The sequence below is a fragment of the Streptomyces sp. NPDC050509 genome, assembly GCF_044457965.1.
Classification (GTDB): domain Bacteria; phylum Actinomycetota; class Actinomycetes; order Streptomycetales; family Streptomycetaceae; genus Streptomyces.
In genome coordinates this window covers 107,942-134,418 of the sequence record NZ_JBITHL010000016.1, presented here as the reverse complement: position 1 = coordinate 134,418, position 26,477 = coordinate 107,942, and the positions used below count along the sequence as shown (strand labels likewise).

Here is a 26,477-nt window from a genome sequence, read left to right as displayed (position 1 = left end):
CGGGTATCAGCCGCGCTCGCGATCCCTGCTCCGGTCGGCGCCCCGCTCGCCGCCACGGGGCCGGTCGCTGCCACGGTCGCGGTCCGCGCCACGGTCACGGTCGCGGTCCGCGCCACGGTCGCCGTCGTCGTCCGGCTGCTCCGTGTCGGGGCGGATGTCGATGCGCCAGCCGGTGAGTCGCGCGGCGAGCCGGGCGTTCTGCCCTTCCTTGCCGATGGCCAGCGAGAGCTGGTAGTCCGGCACGGTCACCCGCGCCGACCTGGCGCCCAGATCCACGACCTCGACCTTGCTGACCCGGGCGGGCGACAGCGCGTTCGCCACCATCTCGGCCGGGTCGTCCGACCAGTCGACGATGTCGATCTTCTCGCCGAGCAGCTCGGCCATGACATTACGCACACGAGCACCCATCGGGCCGATGCAGGCGCCCTTGGCATTGAGACCGGAACGTGTCGAACGCACGGCGATCTTGGTGCGGTGCCCGGCCTCGCGGGCGATCGCCGTGATCTCCACGGAACCGTCCGCGATCTCCGGGACCTCCAGCGCGAAAAGCTTCTTGACCAGATTGGGGTGAGTACGGGAGAGAGTCACCGAGGGGCCCCGTACGCCGCGGGCCACGCGGACCACGTACGTACGCAGCCGCAGCCCGTGCGTGTACTCCTCGCCCGGCACCTGCTCCTGCACCGGGAGGATCGCTTCGAGCTTGTCGTCCAGCTTGACGAGGACGTTCTTGGGGTCCTTGCCCTGCTGCACCATACCGGCGACGACATCGCCCTCGCGGCGCGCGTACTCGCCGAAGGTGACGTCGTTCTCCGCGTCGCGCAGCCGCTGCTGGATGACCTGGCGCGCGGTGGTCGCGGCGATCCGGCCGAAGTCCGACGGAGTGTCGTCGAACTCCTTGGGCTCCTGCCCCTCCTCCAGATCGGCCGGGTCCTCCTTGGCCCAGACCGTGACGTGGCCGGTCTCGCGGCTGAGGACGACGCGGGCGCGCCGGTGGCTGCCGTCCGTGCGGTGGTAGGCGATGAGGAGGGCGGATTCGATCGCCTCGACCAGCAGATCGAAGGGGATCTCCTTCTCTTGTGCCAAGCCCTTCAGGAGCTTCACATCGATGTCCACGGCTACGCCTCCTCTTCCTTCTTGTCCTTGCGGTTGAACTCGATCTCGACGCGCGCCTTGGCGATCTGCGCGAACTCGACCCGGCGGGCGGTGGGCTTGCGCCCCTTCACGCCCGGCACTTCGAGGTCGAGTCCCTCGTCGTCCACGGTGAGGATGCGTGCGACCAGTTCGTCGCCCTCGTGGAGCTGGATCCGGGCCAGCCGGCCGACGGCGCGCAGATAGTGGCGCTGCTCGGTCAGCGGGCGTTCCGCTCCCGGGGAGGTGACTTCGAGCTGGTATTCGTCCTCGCCCATCGCGTCCGTCTCATCGAGTTTCTCGGAGATGGAGCGGCTCAGCTCGGCGCACTCGTCGAGGTCCACGCCCTCGTCGGAGTCGACCACGATTCTCAGCACACGACGCCTGCCGGCCCGGGACACCTCGATCTCTTCCAGATCCAGGTTCTTGGCGCTGACGAGCGGTTCCAGCAGTCCGCGCAGCCTTTCGCTCTGGGTGGTGCTCATCCGGGTGACTCCTCGGCCGCGTGTGCTGTTGTGGGATCGTCGCGTGTCAGATCAGTCGTGTGTCGGATCAAAGGGTATCCGGTCCCAAGGGGTGTTGCCGTCCACCCAAGGGTGACCCGCGGGTACGCTCGCCTGCGTTGATCATGGAGATCTTCACGAGCCCGAGGAGAGACGCGTGGGGCGCACGGGGACGACACGGAGGCATGCCCTCTTGGCCGCGGGCGCCGCGACGGCCGGTCTGCTGACCGCCGCGTGCTCCTCGTCGGACTCCGGGAACGGGCAGACCTCCGTGGGACCGGACGGCGCCGCGGTACGGGCGGCGCGTACGGAGAAGGCGCTGCGGCAGCGGTCCGCGCACACCAGCCGGGCGCTGCTCGCGCGGTACGACGCGGTACGGGAGCGCCATCCGGGGCAGGAAGCGCGGCTGGCGCCGTTGCGCGACGCGGTGGCGCGGCACATCACGGTGTTGACGCCCGAGGCCCGCAAGGAGGAGGCGCCGAAGGCATCCGACGCGCCGTACGGGGCGTCGGACAGGGCGGAGCGCGGAGCGGGCGATGGCGCGACGCGCGATGCGCGCCACGGGGCGTCGGACGGCCCGGGCGATGGCGCGGAGCGCGGCGCGGCGCGTGCACCGAAAAAACCTTCCGCCACGTCCGACCCGTCTGACTCGCCCGGCTCATCGGGCAGGACCGGCGCACCAGGTTCATCCGCCACTCCTGCCTCCACCACCAGCCCCGACGCGACGGTCACCGCTGTCCCCCACGTACCGGCCGATCCCGCGGCGGCGCTCAAGGACCTGGCCGCCACCGAGCGCCGTACCTGCGAAGCGCATACCGCCACGCTCATGGAAGCGCCCCCGGAACTCGCCCGGCTGCTCGCCTCCCTCGCCGCGGCGAGCGCCGGCCACGCCTATCTGCTGACGGAAGGAGCCCGCCCGTGACCACCCGTGCGCTGGAGGCCGCGCAGGCCGCACTCGCCGCGGAGCACGCCGCCGTCTACGGGTACGGGGTCGTCGGCGGGCGCGTCGGCCGCGCGCGCCGGGCGGAGGCCACCGCGGCGTACACCGCGCACCGTGCCCGGCGCGACGCGCTGGCGCGCACCGTACGCGACATGGGCGGCAGGCCCGCCGTCGCGGCGGCGGCGTACGCGCTGCCCTTCGACGTGCCGGACGGCCCCACGGCCGAACGGCTCGCCGCCGAGCTGGAGGACCGGATCTCGGGCGTCTACTCGGATCTCGTCAGGGCCTCGGAGGGGCCCCTGCGGCGCGAGGCGGCAGGGGCGCTGCGTGAGGCGGCAGTACGTGCCGTGCGCTGGCGTGGGAGCGGCGTAGCCTTTCCTGGGCTCGCCGAGAGAGCGTGAGCCCTGCACGTCCCCCATGGCTCCGAAAGGGATCTACGCGCGTATGGGTTTCGAACCGCCGCAGCGTCTGGTGCGTACGCTCGGTGAGCTGACCGGGGACACCGCCGCCGCCGAATGGCTCGGGCGGCTTCCCGGGCTTGTCGCGGAGGCCGTCGCGCGGCGGGGCCTTGAGGTCGAACGGGCGATCGCGCCGGGCGGCCGGAGCGGGCTGGTGCTGCTCGTACGGCGGCCCGACGGCTCCCCCGCCACGCTCAAGATCGCGCCACCGTTCGCGGGCCCGGCGCTGGAGCAGGCGGCGCTGGCGCACTGGCAGGGCTGGGGGACGGTCCGGCTCCTCGACGCCCTGTACGCCGCGACGGGCGACGGGGGCGCCACGGGGGAGGCGGAGGACGGTGCGTTGCTCCTGGAGCGTCTGCACCCCGAGATGTCGCTGCGCTCCCTGCCGGAGGCCAAGGCCCTGCTCGAAGCGGCGGGTACGGTGCGCCGCCTGTGGGTCGAGCCTCCTGCGGGCCACGGCTTCGAGACGGTGACCGAACGGACCGCCGTCGAGGCGGCGGCGCTGCGCGCGTCGTCCGACGAGAGTCTCGCGCCGCTCGTCACCGCCGCGCTGGCGGCACGCGACGAACTGTGCGCCACGTCCCCCGAGGCACTGCTGCTGCACGGGGTGTTCCGCCAGGGCAAGGTGCTGGCGGGCGACCGCACGCCCTGGCTGGCGGTCGGTCCCGAGCCCGTCGTGGGCGAGCGCGCCTACGATCTGGCGCGGCTGGTGCGCGACCGGGTGGAGGACCTTGTGGCGGCCTCGTCCGGCGCCTCCTCGGCGCGCCGCCGGGTCAACCGGCTGGCCGACTCCCTGGACGTGGACCGGGAGCGGCTGCGCGGCTGGACGCTCTTCCGCGCGGTGGAGTCGGGCACGCGCGCGCTGGCCGCAGGGCGCCGCCAGAGCGCGGAGTCACTGCTGGAGTTCGCGGGCTGGCTCTGAGGCGGAGGCGCCCGCCCCGTCCTACCGCGCCCCGTACGTAGCCGCGTGCGCACCGTACGGGGCGGGGCCACCCCTTCGTACGCTGCGCCCCGTACGTAGCCGCGCCGCGCGCCGTACGGGGCGGAAACCAGGCCCGTACGGCGCGCACAGCGCGGCAGCCGGCCGTCAGGCCGTCAGGCGGGCGACCGCCTCCGCGACCGTCAGCTCCTCGCGCTCCCCCGTACGGCGGTCCTTCAGCTCCACGACGCCCTCCGAGGAGCGGCGGCCCGCCACCAGGATCTGCGGGACACCGATCAACTCGGCGTCGGTGAACTTCACGCCCGGCGAGACACCAGGGCGCTCGTCGACCAGGACGCGCAGTCCGGCCGCCGAAAGCTGCTCGGAGACGTCCAGCGCCAGCTCCGTCTGGAGCGCCTTGCCCGCCGCCACGACATGGACGTCGGCCGGGGCGATCTCCTTCGGCCAGCACAGGCCCTGCTCGTCGGCGCTCTGCTCCGCCAGGGCGGCCACGGCGCGCGACACGCCGATGCCGTACGAGCCCATGGTCACCCGCACCGGCTTGCCCTGCTGGCCCAGTACGTCGAGCTGGAAGGTGTCGGCGTACTTGCGGCCGAGCTGGAAGATGTGGCCGATCTCGATCGCACGGTCCAGCTTGAGGCCGGAGCCGCAGGAGGGGCAGGGGTCGCCCTCTTCGACGACGACGACGTCCAGGTACTGGTCGACCTCGAAGTCACGGCCCGCGACGACGTTGCGGGCGTGGGTGTCGGGCTTGTTGGCGCCGGTGACCCAGGCCGTGCCGGACGCGACGCGCGGGTCGGCGATGTAGCGGATCTTGAGGCCCTGGGGGCCGACGTAGCCGCGTACGAGATCCGGACGGTCCACGAAGTCCTCGGCCGTCACCAGTTCCACGACGGCGGGCGCCAGGTGCTCGCCGAGCTTGCCGAGATCCACCTCGCGGTCGCCGGGGACGCCGACCGCGGTGATCTCGCCGTCGACCTTGACCAGCAGGTTCTTCAGGGTGGCGGAGGCCGGCACGCCGAGGTGCGCGGCGAGCGTCTCGATGGTCGGGGTGTCGGGGGTGTCCAGTTCCTCGACGGGGCCGTGCTCGACGGGCTCCACCACCGGGGCGGCGAAGGTGACGGCCTCCGTGTTGGCGGCGTAGTCGCAGGCGGGGCAGTCGACGAAGGTGTCCTCGCCCGCCGCGGCGGGCGCCAGGAACTCCTCGGACGCGGAGCCGCCCATCGCGCCGGAGACCGCCGAGACGATGCGGAAGTCGAGGCCGATCCTGGCGAAGATCTTCTGGTAGGCGGCGCGGTGCAGCGCGTACGACTCGGCCAGGCCCTCGTCCGTGGTGTCGAAGGAGTACGAGTCCTTCATCTGGAACTCACGGCCGCGCAGTACGCCGGAGCGCGGACGCGCCTCGTCGCGGTACTTCGTCTGGATCTGGTAGAGCATCACCGGCAGGTCCTTGTAGGACGCGCACTGGTCCTTGACGACCTGGGTGAAGATCTCCTCGTGCGTGGGGCCCAGGAGGTAGTCCCCGCCCTTGCGGTCCTTGAGGCGGAACAGGAGGTCGCCGTACTCCTCCCAGCGCCCGCTCGCCTCGTACGGCTCCCTGGGCAGCAGCGCGGGCAGCAGCACTTCCTGGGCGCCGATGGCGTCCATCTCCTCGCGGACGACGCGCGAGATGTTGTCGAGGACCTTCTTGCCGAGCGGCAGCCAGCTCCAGATGCCGGCGGACGTACGGCGGACGTAGCCGGCGCGGACGAGCAGCTTGTGGCTGAGGGTCTCGGCGTCCGCCGGGTCGTCGCGCAATGTCTTGACCATCAACCGGGACATGCGCTGGACCTGGGACATGGGGAGCACTCCTGCGTTCTGCTTCTCTCGGGTGTTGCCAGGAGGTTAGCCGGGGTCCGCCAGCAGGCGGAAATCAGTATGTGCGCCGCGCCGTGCCGCGCAGCGGGAGCGGGGCGCCCATCACGGCGTACGGCTTGGGTGCGCTGGGGAAGTGAACCCGGCGGGCGAGGTCCTCGTACCCGAGGGTGCGGTACAGCCTGCGGGCGGGGCTCTCGATGTCGATGGCGGACAGGATGGACCGCGGCTGCGCGGCGGCGTCCGTGATGGCGGTGATCAGGGTGCGGCCGATGCCGCGTGCCTGGAACTCGGGGTGTACATGGAGCTCGGTGATCACGAAGGAGTCGTCGAGCCAGCCGTCGGAGCCATTGGCGCGCAGATAGGGCTCGACGATGGTGGACCACCAGTGGGCACGGTCGTTGGGCATGCCGTACACGAATCCGACGAGCCGCCCCGTCGCGGTGGTGGCGCCGAGCGCGCGGCAGCCGCGGTGCAGCACGTGCCGAAGCACGATGTGGCGCCGTACGCCGACCTCGTCGTCACTGAGGCCGAAGGCGAGGGCCTGGACGGCGAGCGCCTCGTCGACGCGCGCGGCGAGATCGACCGGCCCTACCTGTACGTCGGGGGTACGGGGGGTGCCCCCGGGGATGCTCGGCATGGCCGAACCTTACTTTCAGAACAGCACACTCATGAAGGCACCCACTTCGTGGAAGCCGACGCGCCGGTAGGCAGCTCTGGCGGGGGCGTTGTAGTCGTTCACGTAGAGGCTCACTATGGGCGCGACATCGGCGAGCGCGTACTGTACGACGGCCGCCATCCCGGACTCGGAGAGGCCGCGGCCGCGGAACTCCGGGTCGACCCAGACGCCCTGGACCTGGCAGGCCTGCGGGGTGGCCGCGCCGATCTCGGCCTTGAAGAGGACTCTGCCGTCCTCTATGCGGGCGAACGAGCGCCCCGAGCCGACGAGTTCGGCGACACGCGCCTGGTAGAGCAGTCCACCGTCGCCCGCGAGCGGGGAGACGCCGACCTCCTCGGTGAACATGGCCACACAGGCGGGCATGATCACTTCGAGTTCTTCCTTGCGGATGCGGCGTACGAAGGGATCGGGCGCGACGGCGGCGGGGAGCTGTTCGGTGACCATCAGCGGCTGATGGGCGCGGACCTCGCGGGCGGGGCCCCAGTTCGGCTCCAGAAGGCGCCACAGCGCGGCGGTGGGGCCCGCGGGGCCGACGATGGAGGAACAGCGGCGGCCGGTCCTGCGGGCGCGGTCGGCGAAGGCACGGACGGCCTCGGGGGTGGCGCAGATCGGGACGAGATTGGCTCCGGCGTAACAGAGCGAGCGGAGCCGGCCGTCCGCGTACCAGCCCCACATCTCGCCGCCGAGGCGCCAGGGGTCGAGTCCGGCGACCTGGACGCGGGACGTGACGAATGCGTTGGCGACGGGCTCGCTCTCCAGGATGGCGAGCGCGGCGCCGAGTTCACTGGGTTCGAGGACCCGGGTGGTGGTCTGCGTCAACACGAGGGGGCCTCACCATACGTATGCCGATCTCCGCACTGTACCCGGCGGCTCTGTGACGCGCCGCTCGCGTGCGCGACCAAGGCCCGTACGCCCCGTACGCCCCGTACGGGGCGCCGCGCGTCCGGGGCCGCTCACGGGGGGGCGCTGTGGCACGACGTACGTGGCCCCGTGCGGGGCGGTACGGGGCGTGCGGGGCCACGTACGCCGGGTGGCGCGTACGGGGCGGACGTAGCCGCGGCGTACGGGGACGGAGCGAGGTCGCGGCGTACGGGGCGGACCTCGCCGGGGCGTACGGAACGCCCGGTACGGGGCGGAGGCGCCGGGTACGGGGCGCCCAACGGTTCCGTTCGCGCGCGGGCCTCTCGTCTGCGCCCCGTACCCCGTATGCCGTCCCTGACGACCGCGGCCCCGCAGCCGGCGTCCGAGGAACGGTGGCTGCGGGGCCGCGTACGAAGGCTCCGCACGAGGCGCAGGGATCGCGGATTTCGGTCAGCTCACGGAGACCTCGGGCTCGCCCGAGGCGATGCCGTCCTTCTCCATCTGTTCGGCGATCTTCATGGCCTCGTCGATCAGGGTCTCCACGATCTTCGACTCCGGGACGGTCTTGATGACCTCGCCCTTGACGAAGATCTGGCCCTTGCCGTTGCCCGACGCCACCCCGAGATCGGCTTCACGCGCCTCTCCCGGACCGTTCACCACGCAGCCCATCACCGCCACCCGCAGCGGGACCTCCATGCCCTCCAGCCCCGCGGACACCTCGTCCGCCAGCTTGTACACATCCACCTGTGCCCGCCCGCACGACGGACACGACACGATCTCCAGACGCCGCTGGCGCAGATTCAACGACTCCAGAATCTGGATGCCGACCTTGACCTCCTCCGCCGGCGGAGCCGACAGCGAGACCCGGATCGTGTCCCCGATCCCCTCCGCCAGCAGCGCACCGAACGCGACGGCGGACTTGATGGTGCCCTGGAACGCCGGACCGGCCTCCGTCACGCCCAGGTGCAGCGGATAGTCGGACTGCGCCGCGAGCTGCCGGTAGGCGTTCACCATGACCACGGGGTCGTTGTGCTTCACCGAGATCTTGATGTCACGGAAACCGTGCTCCTCGAACAGCGACGCCTCCCACAACGCCGACTCCACCAGAGCCTCCGGCGTCGCCTTCCCGTACTTCGCCAGCAACCGCGCGTCCAACGAACCCGCGTTCACCCCGATACGGATCGGCGTCCCCGCGTCCCCGGCCGCCCGAGCGATCTCCCGCACCTTGTCGTCGAACTGCTTGATGTTCCCCGGATTCACCCGCACCGCCGCGCACCCGGCGTCAATCGCCGCGAACACGTACTTGGGCTGGAAATGAATATCCGCGATCACCGGAATCTGCGACTTCCGCGCGATCACCGCCAGCGCGTCCGCGTCATCCTGCGTCGGGCACGCCACCCGTACGATCTGGCACCCCGACGCCGTCAACTCGGCAATCTGCTGCAGCGTCGCACCGATGTCCGACGTACGCGTCGTCGTCATCGACTGCACCGACACCGGCGCATCCCCGCCAACCGCCACCGACCCCACCTGGATCTGACGGCTGACCCTTCGATCGGCGAGCTTCGTCGGAACGGACGGCATTCCGAGAGAAATTGCGGTCATCTGCTCTGCAACCCCAAGGTGTGGATCAAGGTCCCGAGATCGGCGGGCTCCAGCACCCGAGATTACGCCACCGTGTGCCGCGTGGGCACATCCTCGCGAAAAGTCCGCCCAAAGGTAAGCGACCGGACACATATGATGTCCGGCCGCTACGAAACGGGTGGTATCAACTGATTCTGACGGGGTTGAAGACGTCGGCGACCAGGACGAGCAGGGTGAAGCAAATGAAGATCCCGGCCACGACGTACGCGACCGGCATCAGCCTCGCCACGTCGAAGGGGCCCGGATCGGGACGCTTGAACAACCGTGCGAGCCTGCGCCGCAGGGCCTCCCAGAGCGCACCCGCGACATGGCCGCCGTCGAAGGGCAGCAGCGGCAGCATGTTGAAGAGGAAGAGCGAGAGGTTGAACCCCGCGAGCAGGAACAGCATCATCGCGATCTGGTTCTGCGCGGGGATGTCGAGCGTCAGCACCTCGCCGCCGATGCGGGCCGCGCCGACCACGCCGACCGGCGAGTCGTCCTTGCGCGGGCCGTCCCCGAAGGCCGCGCTCCACAGGTCGGGGATCTTGGAAGGCAGCGCGATGATCGACTCGACGCCGTTCCCGATCATGTCGCCCATCCGGTCCACGGAATCGATGAAGGAGAGCGGGACGATCTCCGTGGAGGCGGCGAACCCGAGATAGCCGGCGGGGACGTACTTGTCGGGAACGGCCTCCCCGTCGGAGTCCTTCGCGGCCACCATGTTCTTGGCGAGCGTGGCGTGCAGGACCCGCTCCGCACCGTCGCGCTGGACGGTGATGGTGGCGGGGCCGATCGTGCCGCGGATCAGGTTGGAGAGCGTGGACCAGTCGTCGACGGGCTTGCCGTTGAAGGCGACGATCTTGTCGCCTTCCTTGAGGCCGGCCGCCTGGGCGGGCGAGACGGGGTCGCCCTTCTCGCACGAGTCACGCTTGTCGCTCTGCGAGATCACGCACTTCTGGACCCCGGCGACCGTCGTGGTCTGCGTCTGGAAGCCGAAGCCCATCGCGACGCTGATGAAGATCACGGCGGCGAGTACGAGGTTCATGAAGGGACCGGCGAACATCACGATGACGCGCTTCCACGGCGCGCGCGTGTAGAAGAGGCGCTTCTCGTCGCCGGGCTCGAGCTCTTCGTAAGCGGCGGAACGCGCGTCTTCTATCATCGAGCGCCACGGCGATGTGGAGCGTGCCTCGATGCGTCCGTCGGGCCCCGGCGGGAACATCCCGATCATGCGGACGAAGCCGCCCATGGGGATCGCCTTGAGGCCGTACTCCGTATCGCCCTTCTTACGTGACCAGATGGTCGGCCCGAAGCCGACCATGTACTGGGGCACCCGGATACCGAAGAACTTGGCCGTGGACAGATGGCCGAGTTCGTGCCAGGCGATGGAGAAGAGCAGCCCCGCGAGGAACACAAGGATCCCGAGGACCGTCAACAGAATCGTCATGCGCGAGCCTCCGCCGACTGTTCTTCGCTTGGCTGACGTACGTCACTGCGTTGCGCTGCCGCCTCGCGGGCCCGGGCACGCGCCCAGGTCTCGGCTTCGAGGACGTCGGCCAGGGTGAGCGAGGTTCCCGCCGCGCCGCCCCGTCCCGAGGCCCCATCCGCGCTCGTACGGGGCCCGTCGTTTTCCGCCTCCGCGACGACCGCGGTGACCGTCTCCATGATGCCGTTGAACGGCAGGCGCCCCGCCAGGAACGCGTCCACGCACTCCTCGTTCGCGGCGTTGAACACCGCCGGGGCCGTGCCGCCCACTGTTCCCACGTGCCGGGCGAGTGCCACGGACGGGAACGCCTCACCGTCGAGCGGGAAGAACTCCCAGGTCGAAGCCTTGGTCCAGTCGAACGCGGGCGCGGCGTCGGGCACCCGCTCGGGCCAGCCCAGACCGAGGGCGATCGGCCCGCGCATGTCGGGCGGCGTCGCCTGGGCCAGTGTCGAACCGTCCTTGAATTCCACCATCGAGTGAACATACGACTGAGGGTGGACAACCACCTCAATACGCTCGAAGGGGATGTCGTAGAGGAGGTGCGCCTCGATCACTTCGAGACCCTTGTTCACAAGGGTCGCGGAGTTGACCGTGATCACCGGGCCCATCGCCCAGGTGGGGTGCGCGAGGGCGTCCTTGGGGGTGACGCCGGCCAGATCGGCCTTCGTACGGCCCCTGAACGGCCCTCCTGAGGCCGTCACGACGAGCTTGCGCACATCGGCCCGGGTGCCGGCGGCCAGCGCCTGGAAGAGCGCGGCGTGCTCGGAGTCGACGGGGATGATCTGGCCGGGCTTGGCCACGGCCTTGACCAGGGGGCCGCCGACGATCAGCGACTCCTTGTTGGCGAGCGCGAGCGTACGGCCCGCGGTCAGCGCGGCGAGCGTGGGGGCGAGCCCGATGGAGCCGGTGATGCCGTTCAGTACGGTGTGGCACTCGGAGGCGGCCAGTTCGGTCGCGGCGTCGGGGCCGGCGAGGATCTCGGGGAGCGGTTCGCCCGCCCCGTACCGCGCGCCGAGTGCCTCTTGGAGGGCGGGTACGGCGCTTTCGCGCGCGACGGCCACGGTACGGACCCGCAGCCGCCACGCCTGCTCGGCGAGGAGCGCCACGCGGCCGCCCGCGGCGGACAGCGCGGTGACACGGAAACGGTCGGGGTTGCGCAGGACCAGGTCGATGGCCTGCGTGCCGATGGATCCGGTGGAGCCGAGGACGACGATGTCACGGCGGCCTTCGATCGGGTCGAAGACGATATGCGGATCGGCGAGAGGGGCTGGGCTGTCGCTCATGCCCCCCATTCTTGCCTCATCCGCGAACGGTCAGGACAGCGCTCCCCTGTGGGTGGTCCCGCGCGCAGCCCCCGCGCAGCCCCGTGACCGGCGCGCGGGGCCCGGGTGCGTGTCTCGGGTTCGCCTCGGACGCGCCCCGTGGCCGCGGCGTACGGCGGGCTCTTCCGCCACGAGGCAAGGCTCAGGGCTGGGGGCTGGGGGGCGGGGTTGGGTACGGTCATCCGGCGGCGACGCGGAACTTCTCCCACTGAGCCCGGACGATCTCCTCGGGCACTCCCCCGATGTCCTCGCCGTCCGTGGTCTCGGCACGGAAGGAGAGCGTGCAGGCACCGTCCCGTACGACGGTCAGATATTCGTAGAGCCTTGTCTCCCCTCGTACGTCTCGTGCGTGTCGTACGTCGAGGATCGTGAACCGGTACGCCACCGCCTCGTCCCCCAGGTCGGGCGCATCGGCCGAATCCACGGACAGGTACCTCGCCCTCGCGAGACCCCGGTCCTCGGTGAACCCGTCGGCGCACTGCCGCCCCGCCGCATGGAGCGCCCCGAGCACCCCGGCCGCACCATGGGCGGCGTACGAGCGCAGTTGTACCGCGACGGTGACGCCATAGGTCTCGTCGGCGTCCTCGAACCCGCGGTTCACCTCGGCCACAGGGGCGTGCGGAGTGGCTCCCCGGGCAAGGCTGACCAGCGGCTGGCAGCCCGTGGGCTCGGCGGTGTAGTTCTCGCCCAGCGGGGCGCCGAGCGCGTAGGCAGAGGCTGTGTAGGCGCCGATCCGCTCGCCGTCGGTGAAGGACCCCGCGGTGAGCTGTGCGTCCGTGAGGGGCGTGGGCGCGGGGCCGGCGGCTGGGAGGGCCGTTGTGTTAGCGGGCCACGTGAGGGTGACACGCGGTCCGCCCTTCCCGTCCACCCCGCCCCTCCGGCTGTCCACGCCCTCTCGGCTCGCGGCGCTCTTCGCGTCGCCTGGCCTGGCGCCGTTCGCCCCGTCGGCGCCACACGCCGCCGTACACATGGCGACGAGTACGGCGCCAACCGCCGCGACCACGAGGCGCCGTTGCGGCCGTTCGGTCTTCCCGTCCCGTTGACCGGCCCCGAACATTCCCCACCCGTCCTTGAGTTGATCGCGCCCATGCTCCGCGCCGTACTCGCTCCGTGCTGCGCGCACGGTGCCGTCCTGACGGCCGCATTGTGCGCTTTGGGACGCACGAGGTCACGGAGGGCCGGGAGCACGGCGTTGCGTGGTGGGGCGCTCCGTGCGACACCGAGTGCCGAGCCGGGGAGGGCACGGTTCGTCAACTACTCGTTCAACTCTGGTCCGTTGAGCCCCTTTCATTGACACGCCTGCCTCGCGGCCCGATCCTGAGAGCGCTCTCAGACCCTCTGTTCCACCCCCACTGGAATCCACCTCCTAAGGAGGAAGAGCGTGCCTGCCCTACGGAAGGTACTGACGTACCTGGCCGCGACCGTGGTCTTCGCGACCGGGTTCACAGCCGCCGGCCCCGCGCCCGCCGCCACGGCCGCCGCAACCGCGCCGTCGACCGAGGCCGCGGTCCCCGCGACCATCCCGCTCACCATCAAGAACAGCTCCGCGCGCGGCGATCAGGTCTACGTGTACAACATCGGAACGCTGCTCTCGACGGGCCAGCAGGGCTGGGCCGACGCGAACGGTACGTTCCACCCCTGGCCCGCCGGGGGCAATCCGCCCACCCCTGCACCGGACGCGTCCATCGCCGGGCCCGCCAACGGGCAGTCGATGACGATCCGGATGCCGCAGTTCTCCGGCCGGGTCTACTTCTCGTACGGTAAGAAGCTCGTCTTCAAGCTGACCACAGGCGGCCTCGTACAGCCCGCCGTACAGAACCCGTCCGACCCGAACCGCGACATCCTCTTCAACTGGACCGAGTACACGCTCAACGGCGGCGGGCTCTGGATCAACAGCACGCAGGTCGACATGTTCTCGGCCCCGTACGCGGTGGGCGTCAAGCTCGCGAACGGTACGACGAAGAACACCGGCCACCTCAAGGCAGGCGGCTACAACGGCTTCTACAGCTCTCTGCGGGCTCAGCCGGGCGGCTGGGCCAATCTGATCCAGACGCGCTCCGACGGCACCGTTCTGCGCGCTCTGGCACCCGGCCACGGCATCGGGGCGGGCACGCTGCCGGCCTCCGTCATGGACGACTACATCAACCGCGTGTGGAGCAAGTACGCCTCCTCCACCCTCACGGTGACTCCGTTCACCGACCAGCCGAACACCAAGTACTTCGGCCGGGTCTCGGGCAACGTCATGAACTTCACCAACACTTCGGGTGCGGTCGTCACCTCGTTCCAGAAGCCCGACGCGGACAGCGTCTTCGGCTGCTACAAGTTCCTGGACGCCCCGAACGACGCCGTACGCGGCCCCATCTCGCGCACCCTGTGCGCGGGCTACAACCGCTCCACCCTCCTGTCGAATCCCAACCAGCCCGACACCGGAGCCGCAGGCTTCTACCAGGACTCGGTGACCAACCACTACGCCCGGAAGATCCACGCGCAGATGGCGGACGGCAAGGCGTACGCCTTCGCCTTCGACGATGTCGGCAACCACGAGTCGCTGGTGACCGACAGCAACCCGCAAGAGGCGTACATCACCCTCGACCCGTTCAACTAGGTCTTCCGATTGGATCTGGCTGGATCAGGGAGCGCCCGACGCGTCCAAGATCCAAACGAGAGACCCCAGGAGGCGTGAGGCGGGCGGTCCCGGCCGCCCCGTGCCCGGACTGTTCCCCGGCCCCATGGCTGGGGAACAGTCCCCATGGCCGGGGAACAGCGGGCCGCCCTCTCGGGCAGCGCCCTGAGGGCGAGGGCATCACGATGCGGCGATCACCGTAGGTGGCGCTCTCCACCTTGCGCGGCGTAGCCCCGTACGGAGCCCGGCTACGCCCCGCACGGAGCCCGGCTACGTGCGCACCGTACGGGGCCGCTCACGGCGCGCTGGGGAGGCCTGCCCGGCGCCCCGTGACGCCCCGTACGGTGCGTCTCAGCGGTTCACCGGATCGGGCGGTGCACGTTCTCCCGTCGTGACGGGCCCGGCGTCGCGTCCGCGATCCAGGGGCCCTCGCCGCTCGGGTCGACGATGCCGTCCTCCAACCAGGCGTACGTACCCGCCAGGACGCCGTCCACGACCTTGTGGTCCAGGTCGTCCGTGTTGGACCAGAGCCGGGTGAAAAGCGCCTCGACGCGGATCCGGGCCTGCTTGCAGAACACATCGGCCAGTTGGTACGCCTCGCGGCCGTGGTCACCGCTCGTACGCAGCAGTTCGGCCCGTACGCACGCGGCGCTCATCGCGAACAGTTCCGCGCCGATGTCCACGATCCGGCCGAGGAAGCCCTGTTTGGTCTCCATGCGGCCCTGCCAGCGTGACATGGCGTAGAAGGTGGAGCGGGCGAGTTTGCGGGCGGTGCGCTCGACGTAGCGCAGATGCGACGACAGGTCCGGGTGCCCGGCCGGATGGAACGCGGCGTACGAACCCGGCAGTTGTCCCGGCCCGGCCACCAGCTTCGGCAGCCAGCGGGCGTAGAACTTCCCTGCCTGCGCCCCCGCCCTGGCCTTGTCCTGGAGGGTTTTGTCGGGATCGATGATGTCGCCGGCCACCGCGAGATGGGCGTCGACGGCCTCACGGGCGATCAGCAGGTGCATGATCTCCGTGGAGCCCTCGAAGATCCGGTTGATGCGCAGATCGCGGAGCATCTGCTCGGCGGGTACGGCGCGTTCGCCGCGGGCCGCCAGGGAGTCCGCCGTCTCGAAGCCCCGGCCGCCACGGATCTGAACCAGTTCATCCGCCATCAGCCAGGCCATCTCGGAGCCGTACAGCTTGGCGAGGGCGGCCTCGATCCTGATGTCGTTGCGGTCCTCGTCGGCCATCTGGGAGGAGAGGTCGACGACCGCCTCCAGCGCGAACGTGGTGGCGGCGATGAACGAGATCTTCGCCGCCACGGCCTCGTGGCGGGCGACGGGCTTGCCCCACTGCTCGCGCGCGGCCGACCACTCGCGGGCGATCTTCAGGCACCACTTGCCCGCGCCCACGCACATCGCGGGCAGGGAGAGACGCCCCGTGTTGAGCGTGGTGAGCGCGATCTTGAGGCCCGCGCCCTCGGGGCCGATGCGGTTCGCGGCGGGGACGCGGACCTGGTGGAAGCGGGTGACGCCGTTCTCCAGGCCGCGCAGCCCCATGAAGACGTTACGGTTCTCGACGGTGATGCCGGGGGAGTCCGCCTCGACGACGAACGCGGTGATGCCGCCCTTACGGCCCTCCTCCTTGGGAACCCGGGCCATCACCACCAGCAGATCGGCGACGACGCCATTGGTCGTCCAGAGCTTCACGCCGTCGAGGACGTACGTGTCACCGTCGGGGACGGCCGTCGTGGCCAGCCGGGCGGGGTCGGAGCCCACGTCGGGCTCGGTGAGCAGGAACGCCGAGATGTCACTGCGCGCCAGGCGCGGCAGGAAGAGGTCCTTCTGCTCCTGAGTGCCGAAGATCTTGAGCGGCTGCGGTACGCCGATCGACTGATGGGCCGAGAGAAGCGCCCCGACGGCGGGGCTGGCGGTGCCGACGAGCGCCAGGGCCTTGTTGTAGTACACCTGGGTGAGGCCGAGCCCGCCGTACTTGATGTCGATCTTCATGCCGAGCGCGCCCAGTTCCTTGAGGCCGTTGATGACCTCGTCGGGGATCCTGGCGTCGCGCTCGATCAGCGCGCCGTCGATGCGTGTCTCGCAGAACGCGCGCAGCTTCGTGAGGAACTCCTCACCGCGCCTGACGTCCTCGGGTGCCGGCATCGGGTGCGGATGGATGAGGTCGAGACGGAAGCGGCCGAGGAACATCTCCTTCGCGAAGCTGGGCTTGCGCCAGCCCTGCTCACGGGCGGCTTCGGCGACCTGCCGCGCTTCCCGCTCCGAGACCTTGGGCGTTCCCTGCGATGCTTGTGAATCTTGTGGTTTCCGTGGTTCCTGTGGCGTGGACGCTGCTGAGGGTGCGGATGGGGCGGACATGAGGAACTCACCTCGCCGCGGAGTCGGGGCCAAGGACGATGCCTGGCGGTGCGGGCCGGTACGCGGCAGTGCGGGACGGTGCCGACCTACCGGGTGACGGTGTCGATTTACCGACTGGTGCTACTCGTCCGTATCTACCCGATTCCTGGCACACGCACCAGTCGTGGAACGGACCGTTTCGGCCCCGTACCCGGACCGTCGCCCCGTCCCGTACACAAACCGCATCCGGACGAACGGCAGCGGCCGGAGCCCCCTGCTGGAGGCTCCGGCCGCTGCCGGTGGGCTCGTACGCGCCCCGTACGGCGCCCTGTACCGGGCGTACGGGGCGCGTACGAGCGGGGGTCTACAGGTCCAGGCCCGTAAGCACGAGGACGCGCTCGTACGTGTAGTCGTCCATCGCGTACCGCACGCCCTCGCGGCCCACACCGGACTGCTTGGCGCCGCCGTACGGCATCTGGTCGGCGCGGTACGACGGGACGTCGCCGACGACCACGCCGCCGACCTCCAGAGCGCGGTGGGCGCGGAACGCGGCCTTCAGGTCGTGGGTGAAGACGCCGGCCTGGAGGCCGTACTTGGAGTCGTTCACCCGCTCGAACGCCTCCTTCTCGCTCTCTACGCGGCGCAGCGTCAGAACGGGGCCGAAGACCTCCTCGCAGGCGAGGGTGGTGTCCTCGGGGACCTCGGCGAGAACGGTGGGCGCGTAGCTCGCCCCGTCGCGCTTGCCGCCCGCGAGGAGCTGCGCGCCGGCCCGTACGGCCTCGTCGACCCACGACTCGACGCGTTTGGCGGCGTCCTCGCTGACGAGGGGGCCCACGTCGGTGGCGTCGTCCTGGGGGTCACCGGTGACCTGCGCCTCGACGGCGGCGACGATGCGGGGCACGAGGCGCTCGTACACCGTGGCGTCCGCGATCACCCGCTGCACGGAGATGCAGGACTGGCCGCCCTGGTAGTTCGAGAACGTGGCGATCCGCGCCGCGGCCCAGTCGAGGTCCTGGTCGCTCGCGTAGTCGGCGAGGACGACGGCCGCGCCGTTGCCGCCGAGTTCGAGGGTGCAGTGCTTGCGCGGGACGGAGTCCATGATCGCGAAGCCGACCTTGTCGGAACCGGTGAAGGAGATCACCGGCAGCCGCTCGTCCTGCACGAGGGCGGGCATCCGGTCGTTGGGTACGGGCAGTACGGACCAGGCGCCGGCGGGGAGGTCGGTCTCCGCGAGCAGCTCGCCGATGAGGAGGCCCGAGAGCGGCGTCGCCGGGGCGGGCTTGAGGACGATCGGGGCGCCGGCGGCGATGGCCGGGGCGATCTTGTGGGCGCACAGGTTGAGCGGAAAGTTGAACGGCGCGATACCGAGGACGACGCCGCGGGGGAAGCGACGGGTCAGGGCGAGGCGGCCGGTGCCGCCCGCGTCGGTGTCGAGCCGCTGCGCGTCACCGGCATTGAAACGGCGGGCCTCCTCGGCGGCGAACCGGAAGACGGAGACGGCGCGGCCGACCTCGCCGCGGGCCCACTTCAGGGGCTTGCCGTTCTCGGCGGAGATCAGCCGGGCGATCTCCTCGGTGCGCTCGACGAGGCGGCGCGAGACATGGTCGAGGGCGGCGGCCCGTACATGGGCGGGCGTCGCGGCGAACTCGTCGACCACCGCGTGCGCGGCGGCGACGGCTTCCTCGACCTGCGCGTCGGTCGGCAGGGAGACGGTTCCGACGAGGCGGCCGTCCCAGGGGGAGGTGACGTCGAGGGTGTCCTCGCCGGTGGCCTGGCGGCCGGCGAGCCAGAAAGCGTGGGTGGAAGTCATTACGAGTCCGGGCCCTTCCGAGGAGACGGCGTGTCCATCCCACGGTAGGGGTGCGGAGGCGCGAGGCGGATTGTCCGCAGTGGAGTGGTGCGGTCGAGGCTGTGCTACGCAATGTCACATGCGGGGTCGGGACCCAACGAACTGTGACGAGGCTGCGTGGGGACGGGGTGGAACGGAACGGCTTCCCTGTCGGTAACGCGAACCGCGTGCCTATGAAGGTGCCAGTTTCGCGGCGTGCGCACCGTACAGGGCGTGCGGAGCGCACGGTGCGCGAAGGCTGCGACCTAGTAGGGCGCGGAGACGCGGCGGGCGCGCGGCCGCGGCGTACGGGGCGGCGGCGCGCTGCGGCGACCCCGTACGGCGCGCACGGCTTCCGGCGATTGACCTGTGGGCATATGGGCCGTGTGTGTGCCCACCAGCGCCCGACCTCTCGGCTGCGGGACGGGTCCGGGCCGTGGCTCCGACTGTGGGTCACGGCGCCCGCCCCTCCCGGGCGCCGTGCCGGCCCCGTACGCCGCCCGCGCTCCCCCGCGCCTCCGGTTCCCGCTACTCCCGCGGTTCCCGATCCTCCGGGGCCTCCGGCGCCGAAGGGGCAGGCAGCGTCGGTGACGCCGTGGTTTTCAGCGCCAGCCACAGCTCCATCCGCACGTCCGGGTCGTCCAGCGAACGGCCGAGGATCTCCTCCACTCTGCGCATGCGGTAGCGGAGCGTATGGCGGTGCACGCCCAGGTCTGCCGCCGCCGCGTCCCACTGGCCGTGGCGGGACAGCCAGGCCCGCAGCGACGCGACCAGATCGCCGCGTCCCTTCGCGTCGTGGTCGCGCAACGCACGCAGCATCCCCTCCGCGAAGGCCCGCACCGCGTCGTCGGCCAGCAGGGGCAGGATCGATCCCGCCGCCAGTTCCTCGTGCTCTACGAGCGCCATGCCGCGCCGCCGGGCCACCGACAGCGCCTGCTCGGCCTGTTTGTAGGCATTGGCCGTCGCGATCGGCCCCGTCGGCGCGGAGAGGCCGGTGACAACGCCTACTTCCTCCGATTCCAGCCGCGCGTACCCCGCCAGGGAGGCGACCACCGCCCCTCCGTCGGAGGCCACCGCGGCGAGCCGGTGCTCGCCGTCCGGGACCACGAGCACCGCCTCGCCGGCCCGTGAGGCCACCGCCTCGACGGCATCCGTCAGTACTTGGAGCGGATGGTCCGTCTCGGTGCCCCCCTGCGCGGCTGCGGCGCTCCCGGCGCCCGGCGTGGACTCCGCGATCAGCAGCCGGAACGGGGCGTCGAGCAGCCCGCCGTACAGATCCCCCGCCACGGTCCGCGCGTGGTCCGGCTGCCCGGACAGCAGCATGCGCAGCACGGCGGCGCCCAGCCGCTGTTCGGCCGCCTGGAGGGCTCGTGAACGCTCCGTCGTCAGCGTCAGCAGCGCGACCGCGGAGTGCACCGCGTACCGCTCCGCGGTGCCCGGTGCCGCCCCCGTACCGACCGCGAGGGCGCCGCGGACGCGTCTGCCCGTGCCGAGCGACTGGAGTTCCACACGGTCCTCGGCGTCCCCGGACGCGTCGCCCGCGTCCGTCCCGCCGACCACCGCGCTCGCGGGCGCGGGGCGCTCGCTCAGCCGCTCGACCTCGCCCGTCAGCCGGGCCGCCCGCCGCGCCGCCCACTCGGGCGCGGCGGCGACGACGGCGCCGGAGGCGTCGTACAGCGCCGCCCAGCCGTCCACGTGCACCGCGAGCCGCTGCAGCAGCGCCGCGGGCCCCTCGGAGAGCGCCGCGCGGGTCAGCTCGCGCTGGACCTCGAACCCCGCGGTCACGGCGCGGTACTGATCGGCGGCGAGCGCCGCCGAGACCGCCTTGCTGATGGCGAGGAACGGGGTGCGCCGCGGCACGCCCAGCAGGGGCAGCCCCACTTCGCGCGCCGCGCCGACAAGCGCCTCGGGGATGTGCTCGTAGTTGACGCCGACAGCGAAGCCGAGCCCGGCGATCCCGGCATCCGCCAGCCGCTGTACGTAACGCCGCATCGCCCCGGCGTCCGCGGCGTCCAGGGTCGTCGCCGTGATGAGCAGCAGTTCGCCGCCTTCCATGTACGGCACAGGGTCGGCCAGCTCACTGGCGTGAACCCAGAGGACGGGCGTGCTCAGCCGGTCCTCCCCCGCGTGCACGGTGAGATGGAGCGCCGAGTGCTGGACGAGCGAGGCGAGGGTGGGCGGCATGGTGGAACCGTAGGACCTTCGGCAGCGGAGGGGCAGGGCGACGGACGCAGGCCGATCAAGAGGCGGAGCGTTCATCGGGCCCGGTACGGGGCCACACGACCATTTTGCCGTCTTGTAGCAACAGCTTGTCCCGATTCTGCCAGCCTGTACGAAGTACAGGCGTCCTGATGCCGATGGGCCGCCCCGCCCCGTGCGCTCAGTTCCGCAGGTCGACCAGGAGGGGTGGCGCGTGCTCGCCACTCACCGTCCGCAGCGACAGGACCGCGTGGCCCGCCGGCACGGAATGCGCCAGTTCGGAGGCCGACCAGCGCTCCCGCTCGACCTTCCGTACGGTCACGGCGTCCGTGGTCACCGCCTTGCCGGTGACCAGCTTGCGGAAGGCGTGGATGGCCCGGGTCAGCGGCTGGTCCGCGAAGACGGTGCGCTGGGTGACGTCGCGCGTCTCCACCCACTCGGTGCCCCACGCCTCCGCGAAGCGCTTGCCGTCCCAGGTGGTGATGCCGGAGAAGGCCATCCGGCAGCCGACGGCGCCGAGCAGCGCGGTGTGCAGCGCCTCGGGCACGTCGTCGAGGGTGCGCAGCGTGAGCACCGCGCCCGCGTTGACCGACCGGAGGCGCTGCACGCCGCGCAGGGTCTCGGGGGTGAGGGTGCGCGTCGCGTCGTCCAGGACGAGACAGGCGAAGAGCGACCGGTCGGCCCGCGTCGCGGCGTTCGCCGTGAACTGGGCGAGGACGATCCTGGCCAGCATTCGCGACGCCTCGGCGTGCCCGCGCTCGGGCAGGTCGATGCGGACGCGCAGCGGGTGCTCCAGCGTGCGCAGGGAGAACGGCCGGGTCCTGCCACTCGTGTCGAAGAAGCCGGCGAAGGCGGGACGGTCGAGCAGCGCGACCCGGTCGGCGAGCGCCCGTCCCGGGTCCCCGGGCGCGCCGGACTGCCGTTCGCGGGTGTCGAGCTCGCGCCGCATGGCGAGGTGCCCCTCGGCGTCCAGCGCCTCCCGCAGTACGGCGAGCGCGGCGGGCTCGCCGTCGAGCAGCTCGCGCAGCTCCGGTACGGCGGGCAGCCGGCCGTGCACGGCGCGGAACGGCCCCAGAAGCTGTGCGAGGGCCGTGGAGGCCCGCCGGCTGTCGGTGTCCGCGAGATCGCCCACGAGGCCCTCGGCGAGGACGACAGCGGCCTCGTCGGGGTCGTTCGTGCCGCCGTACAGATCCAGGTCGTACACCGAATCGGGATCACCGAGCCTGACGACCACGTCGTAGGCGCTGTCCGGCCCGAGCTGCGTGCCGGTGGCGCAGACGGCGATGACGGCGGCCTGCCCGGCGAGAGCCTGGAGCGACAGCGACTCGACGACGGGGCGTACCAGGGCATGCGTCTTCCCGGCGCCGGGCGGGCCGACGGCGAGCAGCGAGGTCCCCAGCAGGACCGGGTCCAGCGCGAGCCCGGTTCCCCTGCGGGGGTAAGGGTTACGCTCGCCGTCGTGGACGGTGCCGAGCCTGACCTGCCGTACGAGCAGATCGTGCCGGGCGGCCCGGACGGGGAGATCGCGCTTGCCCGAGGGATGGACGCAGGCGCCCGCGCCGTCGCCCCGTACGGCCTCTCCGAAGGCCGTCAGGCGCGAGGGGTCGGCCCGTACGGAGTGCCAGGCGCGGCGGATCCGGGCGTAGTCGACGTCGTTCATCCGCCCGCTCCGTACCTCGGAGGCGAGGCGTACGGCGATGTCGCTCTGCCCCGCCGTCCGCAGCTCGGGCCACTCGGCGAGATCGTCCTCGGGCTCCCGGGGCGGCGGGGCGGCCTCCTTGGGAGCCGTACCGGGGCCCCGGCCGACCACGCGCCGCGCCAGTTCGGGCCAGCGGCCGAGACGGCCGAAGAGGAACAGCATTCCCCCGATGACCAGCGCGTAGTAGACGTCCTGGGCGGTCGCGCCTTCCACCGTGCCGCTCCACCAGCGGTCCGGTGTGAAGAGGTAGAGCGGCCAGAGCCAGAAGCCGCCCAGATAGCCGTTCCACAGCAGCGACCAGAGCAGCAGGCCGGCGAGGAGCGAGATCAGCGCCCCGCTGACGAGCTGCCGCAGGGGCGTCAGCTCCGGTTCCTCGGCGGGCCGGACCCGGTGACCGTACGCCCAGGTTCCCGGCGCGTCCGTGACCCGTGGGACGCGCAGCCACTCCGCCAGGGTCGGGCCGGAGTGCGGCGCATGCCCCGGTGCGGGAGGCGGGGGCGATTCGAACGGCGCTGAGGACGGCATGGGCGGCGGCCCCGCCGGGCGCGGCACGGGGTTGGCGCGTGTGACCTGTGCGTCGTGTGTGCCGTCGCTGTCCATGTGAACTCCTGCCCCCTGCGCAGTCCGCCCTGCCCGCTCTGTACCCGCTCAATGTATGGCCACCGCCGGGTGTTGAGCGGGTGGCCCACCGCCACCGTCCCGCCCACGGGGCGTCGTTGCCCGCCTTTCCGCGCACGGCGCGCCGCGCAGTACGGCGGGCGGCGCGCCGACCCGTACCGCGCGAAACCCTGTCGCTACGTCCGCCCCGTACGGCGCAAAACCCCGTCGCTATGTCCGCCGCGGACAACGACACGCCCCTCACCACTCCCGATCGGAGCATGCCCGCTTTCCGTTCCCGCCCCTAGCCTGCGGAGAAAGACCCGGAATACCCCCAGGAGCCCCTCATGACCGCCATTCCGCAGGAGCGCCGCGTCGTCACCGACATCCCCGGACCCAAGTCGCGGGAGCTGCAGACCCGCCGTACCGCCGCGGTCGCCGCGGGGGTGGGGTCCGTGCTGCCCGTCTTCGCCGCGCGCGCCGGCGGCGGCATCCTTGAGGATGTGGACGGCAACCGGCTGATCGACTTCGGTTCCGGTATCGCCGTGACCTCGGTCGGCGCCAGCGCCGAGGCCGTCGTACGCCGCGCCACCGCCCAGCTCGCCGACTTCACCCACACCTGTTTCATGGTCACGCCGTACGAGGGGTACGTGGAGGTCTGTGAGCAGCTCGCCGAGCTGACGCCGGGCGACCACCCCAAGAAGTCGGCCCTCTTCAACTCGGGGGCCGAGGCGGTGGAGAACGCCGTCAAGATCGCCCGCGCGCACACCAAGCGCCAGGCGGTCGTCGTGTTCGACCACGGCTATCACGGCCGTACGAACCTCACCATGGCGCTGACCGCCAAGAACATGCCGTACAAGAACGGCTTCGGACCGTTCGCGCCGGAGGTCTACCGGGTACCGGTCGCCTACGGCTACCGCTGGCCGACCGGTCCCGAGAACTGTGGCGCCGAGGCGTCCGCCCAGGCCATCGACCAGATCAGCAAGCAGATCGGCGCGGAGAACGTCGCCGCGATCATCATCGAGCCCGTGCTCGGCGAGGGCGGCTTCATCGAGCCGGCGAAGGGCTTCCTGCCCGCGCTCGCGCAGTTCGCCCGGGAGAACGGCATCGTGTTCGTGGCGGACGAGATCCAGTCGGGCTTCTGCCGCACCGGCCAGTGGTTCGCGTGCGAGGACGAGGGCGTCGTCCCCGACCTGATCACCACGGCGAAGGGCATCGCGGGCGGCCTGCCGCTCGCCGCCGTCACCGGCCGCGCCGAGATCATGGACGCCGCGCACGCGGGCGGCCTCGGCGGTACGTACGGCGGGAACCCGGTGGCCTGCGCCGCCGCCCTCGGCTCCATCGAGACGATGAAGGAGATGGACCTCAACGGGAAGGCGCGCCGCATCGAGACGGTCATGAAGGACCGTCTCTCCGCGCTGCGGGAGAAGTACGACGTGATCGGCGACGTCCGCGGGCGCGGCGCGATGATCGCGGTCGAGCTGGTGAAGGACCGCGACACCAAGGAGCCGGACCCGCAGTCGACCGCGGCGCTCGCCAAGGCGTGCCACGCGGAAGGGCTGCTGGTCCTCACCTGTGGCACGTACGGCAACGTCCTGCGCTTCCTGCCTCCCCTGGTGATCGGCGAGGAGTTGCTGAACGAGGGCCTGGACATCATCGAGCGGGCGCTCGCCACTCTCTGAGCCTCCGGTCCGAAAGCGCCCTTCGTACGTCTCCTCACCGCCGGTACGGGCCCTTTGCGCTCCCCTACGCCCCGTTACGGCGCACCGCGGCGCGCTGCGGCGCCGCGCGGCGTTTCCGCGGCGTGACGGGGCCCGTCACACCGGTGAGGGCCTGTGAAGAAGGTGTGCGAGGGCCATGGCGGGATGGGATTCCGACTGTTGGAGTCCCCCGCCCTGACGTACGGTTTTGCCAGATGAGAGAAACACCCCGCTCACAGGGAACTGCACAGGGAACTGTGGGCGACACCAATGCGGGGCATCCCCAGCGTCGCCTTGGTCGTGCCTTCGCGCACACCACTGGAGCTTCTGGCTCTGGATCTCCTCACCGATCGGATGGCCGCCCGCCCCAAACCCCCCGGGGCGTGCGGTACACCGGTCCTGACGGCCGCCCCGGAACAATCCCCCCTGTTCCCGGGCGGCCGCCTCTTTTCTCCCCTCGTGCTCTCGCGGCGTTCGCCTTGTGCGCGGCCCTCTTCGCGCTCGTCACGTGGCAGACGGCTGCCGACGGGCCGCTGCGCACCGCCGACGAACGGTTCGGTCTCGCGCTCGCCGGTAAGGGGCCTGAACCTCTGACGCAGTTCCTCTCCGACCTCGGCGGCATGCCGGTCGCCCTGCCGGTACTGGCCCTCGCACTCGGCGAGGCTCTGCGGCGCGGGCAGCGCGTACGGCCACTGGGGGCCGCCGTCGCGATGGCCGCCGTCCCCGCCCTGGTCGTACCGCTCAAGATGTGGATCGACCGACCGGGTCCGCTCACGGACGCGACCGGCTACTACCCGTCAGGTCACACGGCGACGGCGATGGTCGCGTACGGCGGCGCCGCGCTGCTCCTCGCCCCGTACGCCGGACGGAACAGAACATTTCCGGTCGCTGTGCTGCTCACCCTGGCGACAGGCGTGGGCCACGTACTGCGCGGCTACCACTGGCCGCTGGACGTCCTCGGGAGTCTGGCGCTGTGCGGCATGCTGCTCCTTCTTACGGAGGCGGCGATCGGCGGATTCCGCTCGCACGTACACGAACGCGTACAAGAACGCGAGCGTGACCGTGCCGGCGAACACGAACACGAACACGGCACCGGTTCGCGCCGCGCCGTGCTCAGCGACGCGGCGGACCCTCCGGCCGATCGGCGACCTTCCGGCTGAGGCGGTGCGAGCCTGCCGGGCGTCGGCTCACACCTCACTCCCCGGCGTCGCCCTCCCACGTACCCCCTCCGCGCGCCATGCTCGCCGCCGCCTCGTGCATCGCCAGTTCCAGCAGTGCCGCGTCCGTGAGGGTCCCCGCGCCGTCCGGCGGGATCAGCCAGCGCACCCCGCCGCTCGCCCGGCCCGGGTACGGGACGACGATCCAGGTGCCCCGGCCGGCGCCCCGTACCCCCGTACCGATCCAGCGTGCGACCGTCCCCGGCGGTACGAAGAAGCCCATCCGGGCGTCGCCGAAGTCGGCGAGTACCGGGCCCGGTCGGTCGACGAGCCGGGTCAGCACGTCGAGTGTCGGGTAACCGAGGTCGCCCGGCAGGATCAGTACGTCCCAGCGCCTGCCTGCCGGAAGGAGAGCCACCCCGTTCGGGCTGCGCTCCCATTCCCACCGGCAGGCGTCGGGGTCCGGTGCCACCGATGCCAGCCAGTCCACCGCGGCCTTTGCCCCCGAGCCAGTCATCTGCCCGGCCTCCCATCCGTGTTG

20 protein-coding genes are annotated in these 26,477 nt (G+C 71.4%); 6 read left to right on the top strand and 14 right to left on the bottom strand.

Annotation, left to right across the window (positions count from 1 at the left end):
* Positions 1-6 precede the first annotated feature (6 nt).
* Both nusA and rimP read right to left on the bottom strand, forming a co-directional pair.
* Complete coding sequence (gene nusA / locus ACIBJC_RS34640; RefSeq protein ID WP_399299401.1) at positions 7-1,113, bottom strand: transcription termination factor NusA; 1,107 nt, start codon at positions 1,111-1,113, stop codon at positions 7-9.
* A 2-nt stretch (positions 1,114-1,115) separates the two neighbouring features.
* Positions 1,116-1,613: a ribosome maturation factor RimP gene (gene rimP / locus ACIBJC_RS34635; RefSeq protein WP_399299399.1), complete on the bottom strand. Its 498-nt coding sequence runs from the start codon at positions 1,611-1,613 to the stop codon at positions 1,116-1,118.
* 211 nt (positions 1,614-1,824) lie between these two features.
* Between rimP and ACIBJC_RS34630 the strand changes: the two genes are divergently transcribed.
* From ACIBJC_RS34630 to ACIBJC_RS34620, 3 genes are read left to right on the top strand one after another with little or no spacing between them, the layout of a single operon-like run.
* On the top strand, positions 1,825-2,553 hold the full coding sequence (locus ACIBJC_RS34630; protein WP_399299397.1) for a hypothetical protein: 729 nt from the start codon (positions 1,825-1,827) through the stop codon (positions 2,551-2,553).
* Positions 2,550-2,972 carry a DUF4439 domain-containing protein gene (locus ACIBJC_RS34625; protein WP_399299395.1) on the top strand — a complete coding sequence of 141 codons (423 nt, stop codon included), beginning with the start codon at positions 2,550-2,552 and terminating at the stop codon, positions 2,970-2,972. Before ACIBJC_RS34630 ends, ACIBJC_RS34625 begins: the two co-directional genes overlap by 4 nt.
* 43 nt (positions 2,973-3,015) lie before the next feature.
* A complete protein-coding gene (locus ACIBJC_RS34620; RefSeq protein ID WP_399299393.1) occupies positions 3,016-3,951 on the top strand; it encodes an aminoglycoside phosphotransferase family protein in 936 nt (311 codons plus the stop codon).
* Positions 3,952-4,116: 165 nt separating this feature from the next.
* Here the strand turns inward: ACIBJC_RS34620 and ACIBJC_RS34615 are convergent, their stop codons facing one another.
* From ACIBJC_RS34615 to ACIBJC_RS34585, 7 genes are all read right to left on the bottom strand, one after another.
* Complete coding sequence (locus ACIBJC_RS34615) at positions 4,117-5,808, bottom strand: proline--tRNA ligase (RefSeq protein WP_399299391.1); 1,692 nt, start codon at positions 5,806-5,808, stop codon at positions 4,117-4,119.
* Positions 5,809-5,881: 73 nt separating this feature from the next.
* The gene (locus ACIBJC_RS34610) at positions 5,882-6,463 is read right to left on the bottom strand and encodes a GNAT family N-acetyltransferase (protein ID WP_399299389.1); all 582 of its coding nucleotides are present in this window, start codon (positions 6,461-6,463) and stop codon (positions 5,882-5,884) included.
* Between the two features lie 15 nt (positions 6,464-6,478).
* Positions 6,479-7,321: a GNAT family N-acetyltransferase gene (locus tag ACIBJC_RS34605; RefSeq protein ID WP_399299512.1), complete on the bottom strand. Its 843-nt coding sequence runs from the start codon at positions 7,319-7,321 to the stop codon at positions 6,479-6,481.
* 492 nt (positions 7,322-7,813) lie between these two features.
* Positions 7,814-8,968: a flavodoxin-dependent (E)-4-hydroxy-3-methylbut-2-enyl-diphosphate synthase gene (gene ispG, locus ACIBJC_RS34600; RefSeq protein ID WP_329822986.1), complete on the bottom strand. Its 1,155-nt coding sequence runs from the start codon at positions 8,966-8,968 to the stop codon at positions 7,814-7,816.
* Positions 8,969-9,131: 163 nt separating this feature from the next.
* The gene (locus ACIBJC_RS34595) at positions 9,132-10,433 is read right to left on the bottom strand and encodes a M50 family metallopeptidase (protein WP_399299387.1); all 1,302 of its coding nucleotides are present in this window, start codon (positions 10,431-10,433) and stop codon (positions 9,132-9,134) included.
* Entirely contained in the window at positions 10,430-11,755 is a 1,326-nt protein-coding gene (dxr, locus tag ACIBJC_RS34590; RefSeq protein ID WP_399299385.1) for a 1-deoxy-D-xylulose-5-phosphate reductoisomerase, read from the bottom strand. The genes ACIBJC_RS34595 and dxr overlap by 4 nt, the downstream gene beginning before the upstream one ends.
* Positions 11,756-11,972: 217 nt before the next feature.
* Complete coding sequence (locus ACIBJC_RS34585) at positions 11,973-12,917, bottom strand: hypothetical protein (protein WP_399299383.1); 945 nt, start codon at positions 12,915-12,917, stop codon at positions 11,973-11,975.
* Positions 12,918-13,175: 258 nt separating this feature from the next.
* On the opposite strand from ACIBJC_RS34585, the gene ACIBJC_RS34580 reads away from it, so the two are divergent.
* A complete protein-coding gene (locus ACIBJC_RS34580; RefSeq protein WP_399299381.1) occupies positions 13,176-14,399 on the top strand; it encodes a glycoside hydrolase family 64 protein in 1,224 nt (407 codons plus the stop codon).
* Positions 14,400-14,776: 377 nt separating this feature from the next.
* Here ACIBJC_RS34580 and ACIBJC_RS34575 read toward each other — a convergent pair whose 3' ends face one another.
* The 4 genes from ACIBJC_RS34575 to ACIBJC_RS34560 all read right to left on the bottom strand — a co-directional run bounded on the left by ACIBJC_RS34575 (position 14,777) and on the right by ACIBJC_RS34560 (position 23,082).
* Positions 14,777-16,777 (bottom strand): acyl-CoA dehydrogenase family protein, encoded by a 2,001-nt coding sequence (locus tag ACIBJC_RS34575; protein WP_399299379.1) that lies wholly within the window; start codon positions 16,775-16,777, stop codon positions 14,777-14,779.
* 343 nt (positions 16,778-17,120) lie between these two features.
* The gene (locus ACIBJC_RS34570) at positions 17,121-18,566 is read right to left on the bottom strand and encodes an aldehyde dehydrogenase family protein (protein ID WP_399299377.1); all 1,446 of its coding nucleotides are present in this window, start codon (positions 18,564-18,566) and stop codon (positions 17,121-17,123) included.
* A gap of 546 nt (positions 18,567-19,112) precedes the next feature.
* Positions 19,113-20,768, bottom strand: a complete 1,656-nt coding sequence (locus ACIBJC_RS34565; protein WP_399299375.1) for a PucR family transcriptional regulator — start codon at positions 20,766-20,768, stop codon at positions 19,113-19,115.
* A gap of 196 nt (positions 20,769-20,964) precedes the next feature.
* Positions 20,965-23,082, bottom strand: coding sequence for an ATP-binding protein (locus tag ACIBJC_RS34560; RefSeq protein ID WP_399299373.1), 2,118 nt, complete (start codon positions 23,080-23,082; stop codon positions 20,965-20,967).
* 344 nt (positions 23,083-23,426) lie between these two features.
* On the opposite strand from ACIBJC_RS34560, the gene gabT reads away from it, so the two are divergent.
* Positions 23,427-24,761, top strand: coding sequence for a 4-aminobutyrate--2-oxoglutarate transaminase (gabT, locus tag ACIBJC_RS34555; RefSeq protein ID WP_399299371.1), 1,335 nt, complete (start codon positions 23,427-23,429; stop codon positions 24,759-24,761).
* 497 nt (positions 24,762-25,258) lie between these two features.
* The gene (locus ACIBJC_RS34550; RefSeq protein WP_399299369.1) at positions 25,259-25,939 is read left to right on the top strand and encodes a phosphatase PAP2 family protein; all 681 of its coding nucleotides are present in this window, start codon (positions 25,259-25,261) and stop codon (positions 25,937-25,939) included.
* 34 nt (positions 25,940-25,973) lie between these two features.
* Here the strand turns inward: ACIBJC_RS34550 and ACIBJC_RS34545 are convergent, their stop codons facing one another.
* The gene (locus ACIBJC_RS34545; protein WP_399299367.1) at positions 25,974-26,453 is read right to left on the bottom strand and encodes a hypothetical protein; all 480 of its coding nucleotides are present in this window, start codon (positions 26,451-26,453) and stop codon (positions 25,974-25,976) included.
* Positions 26,454-26,477 lie beyond the last annotated feature (24 nt).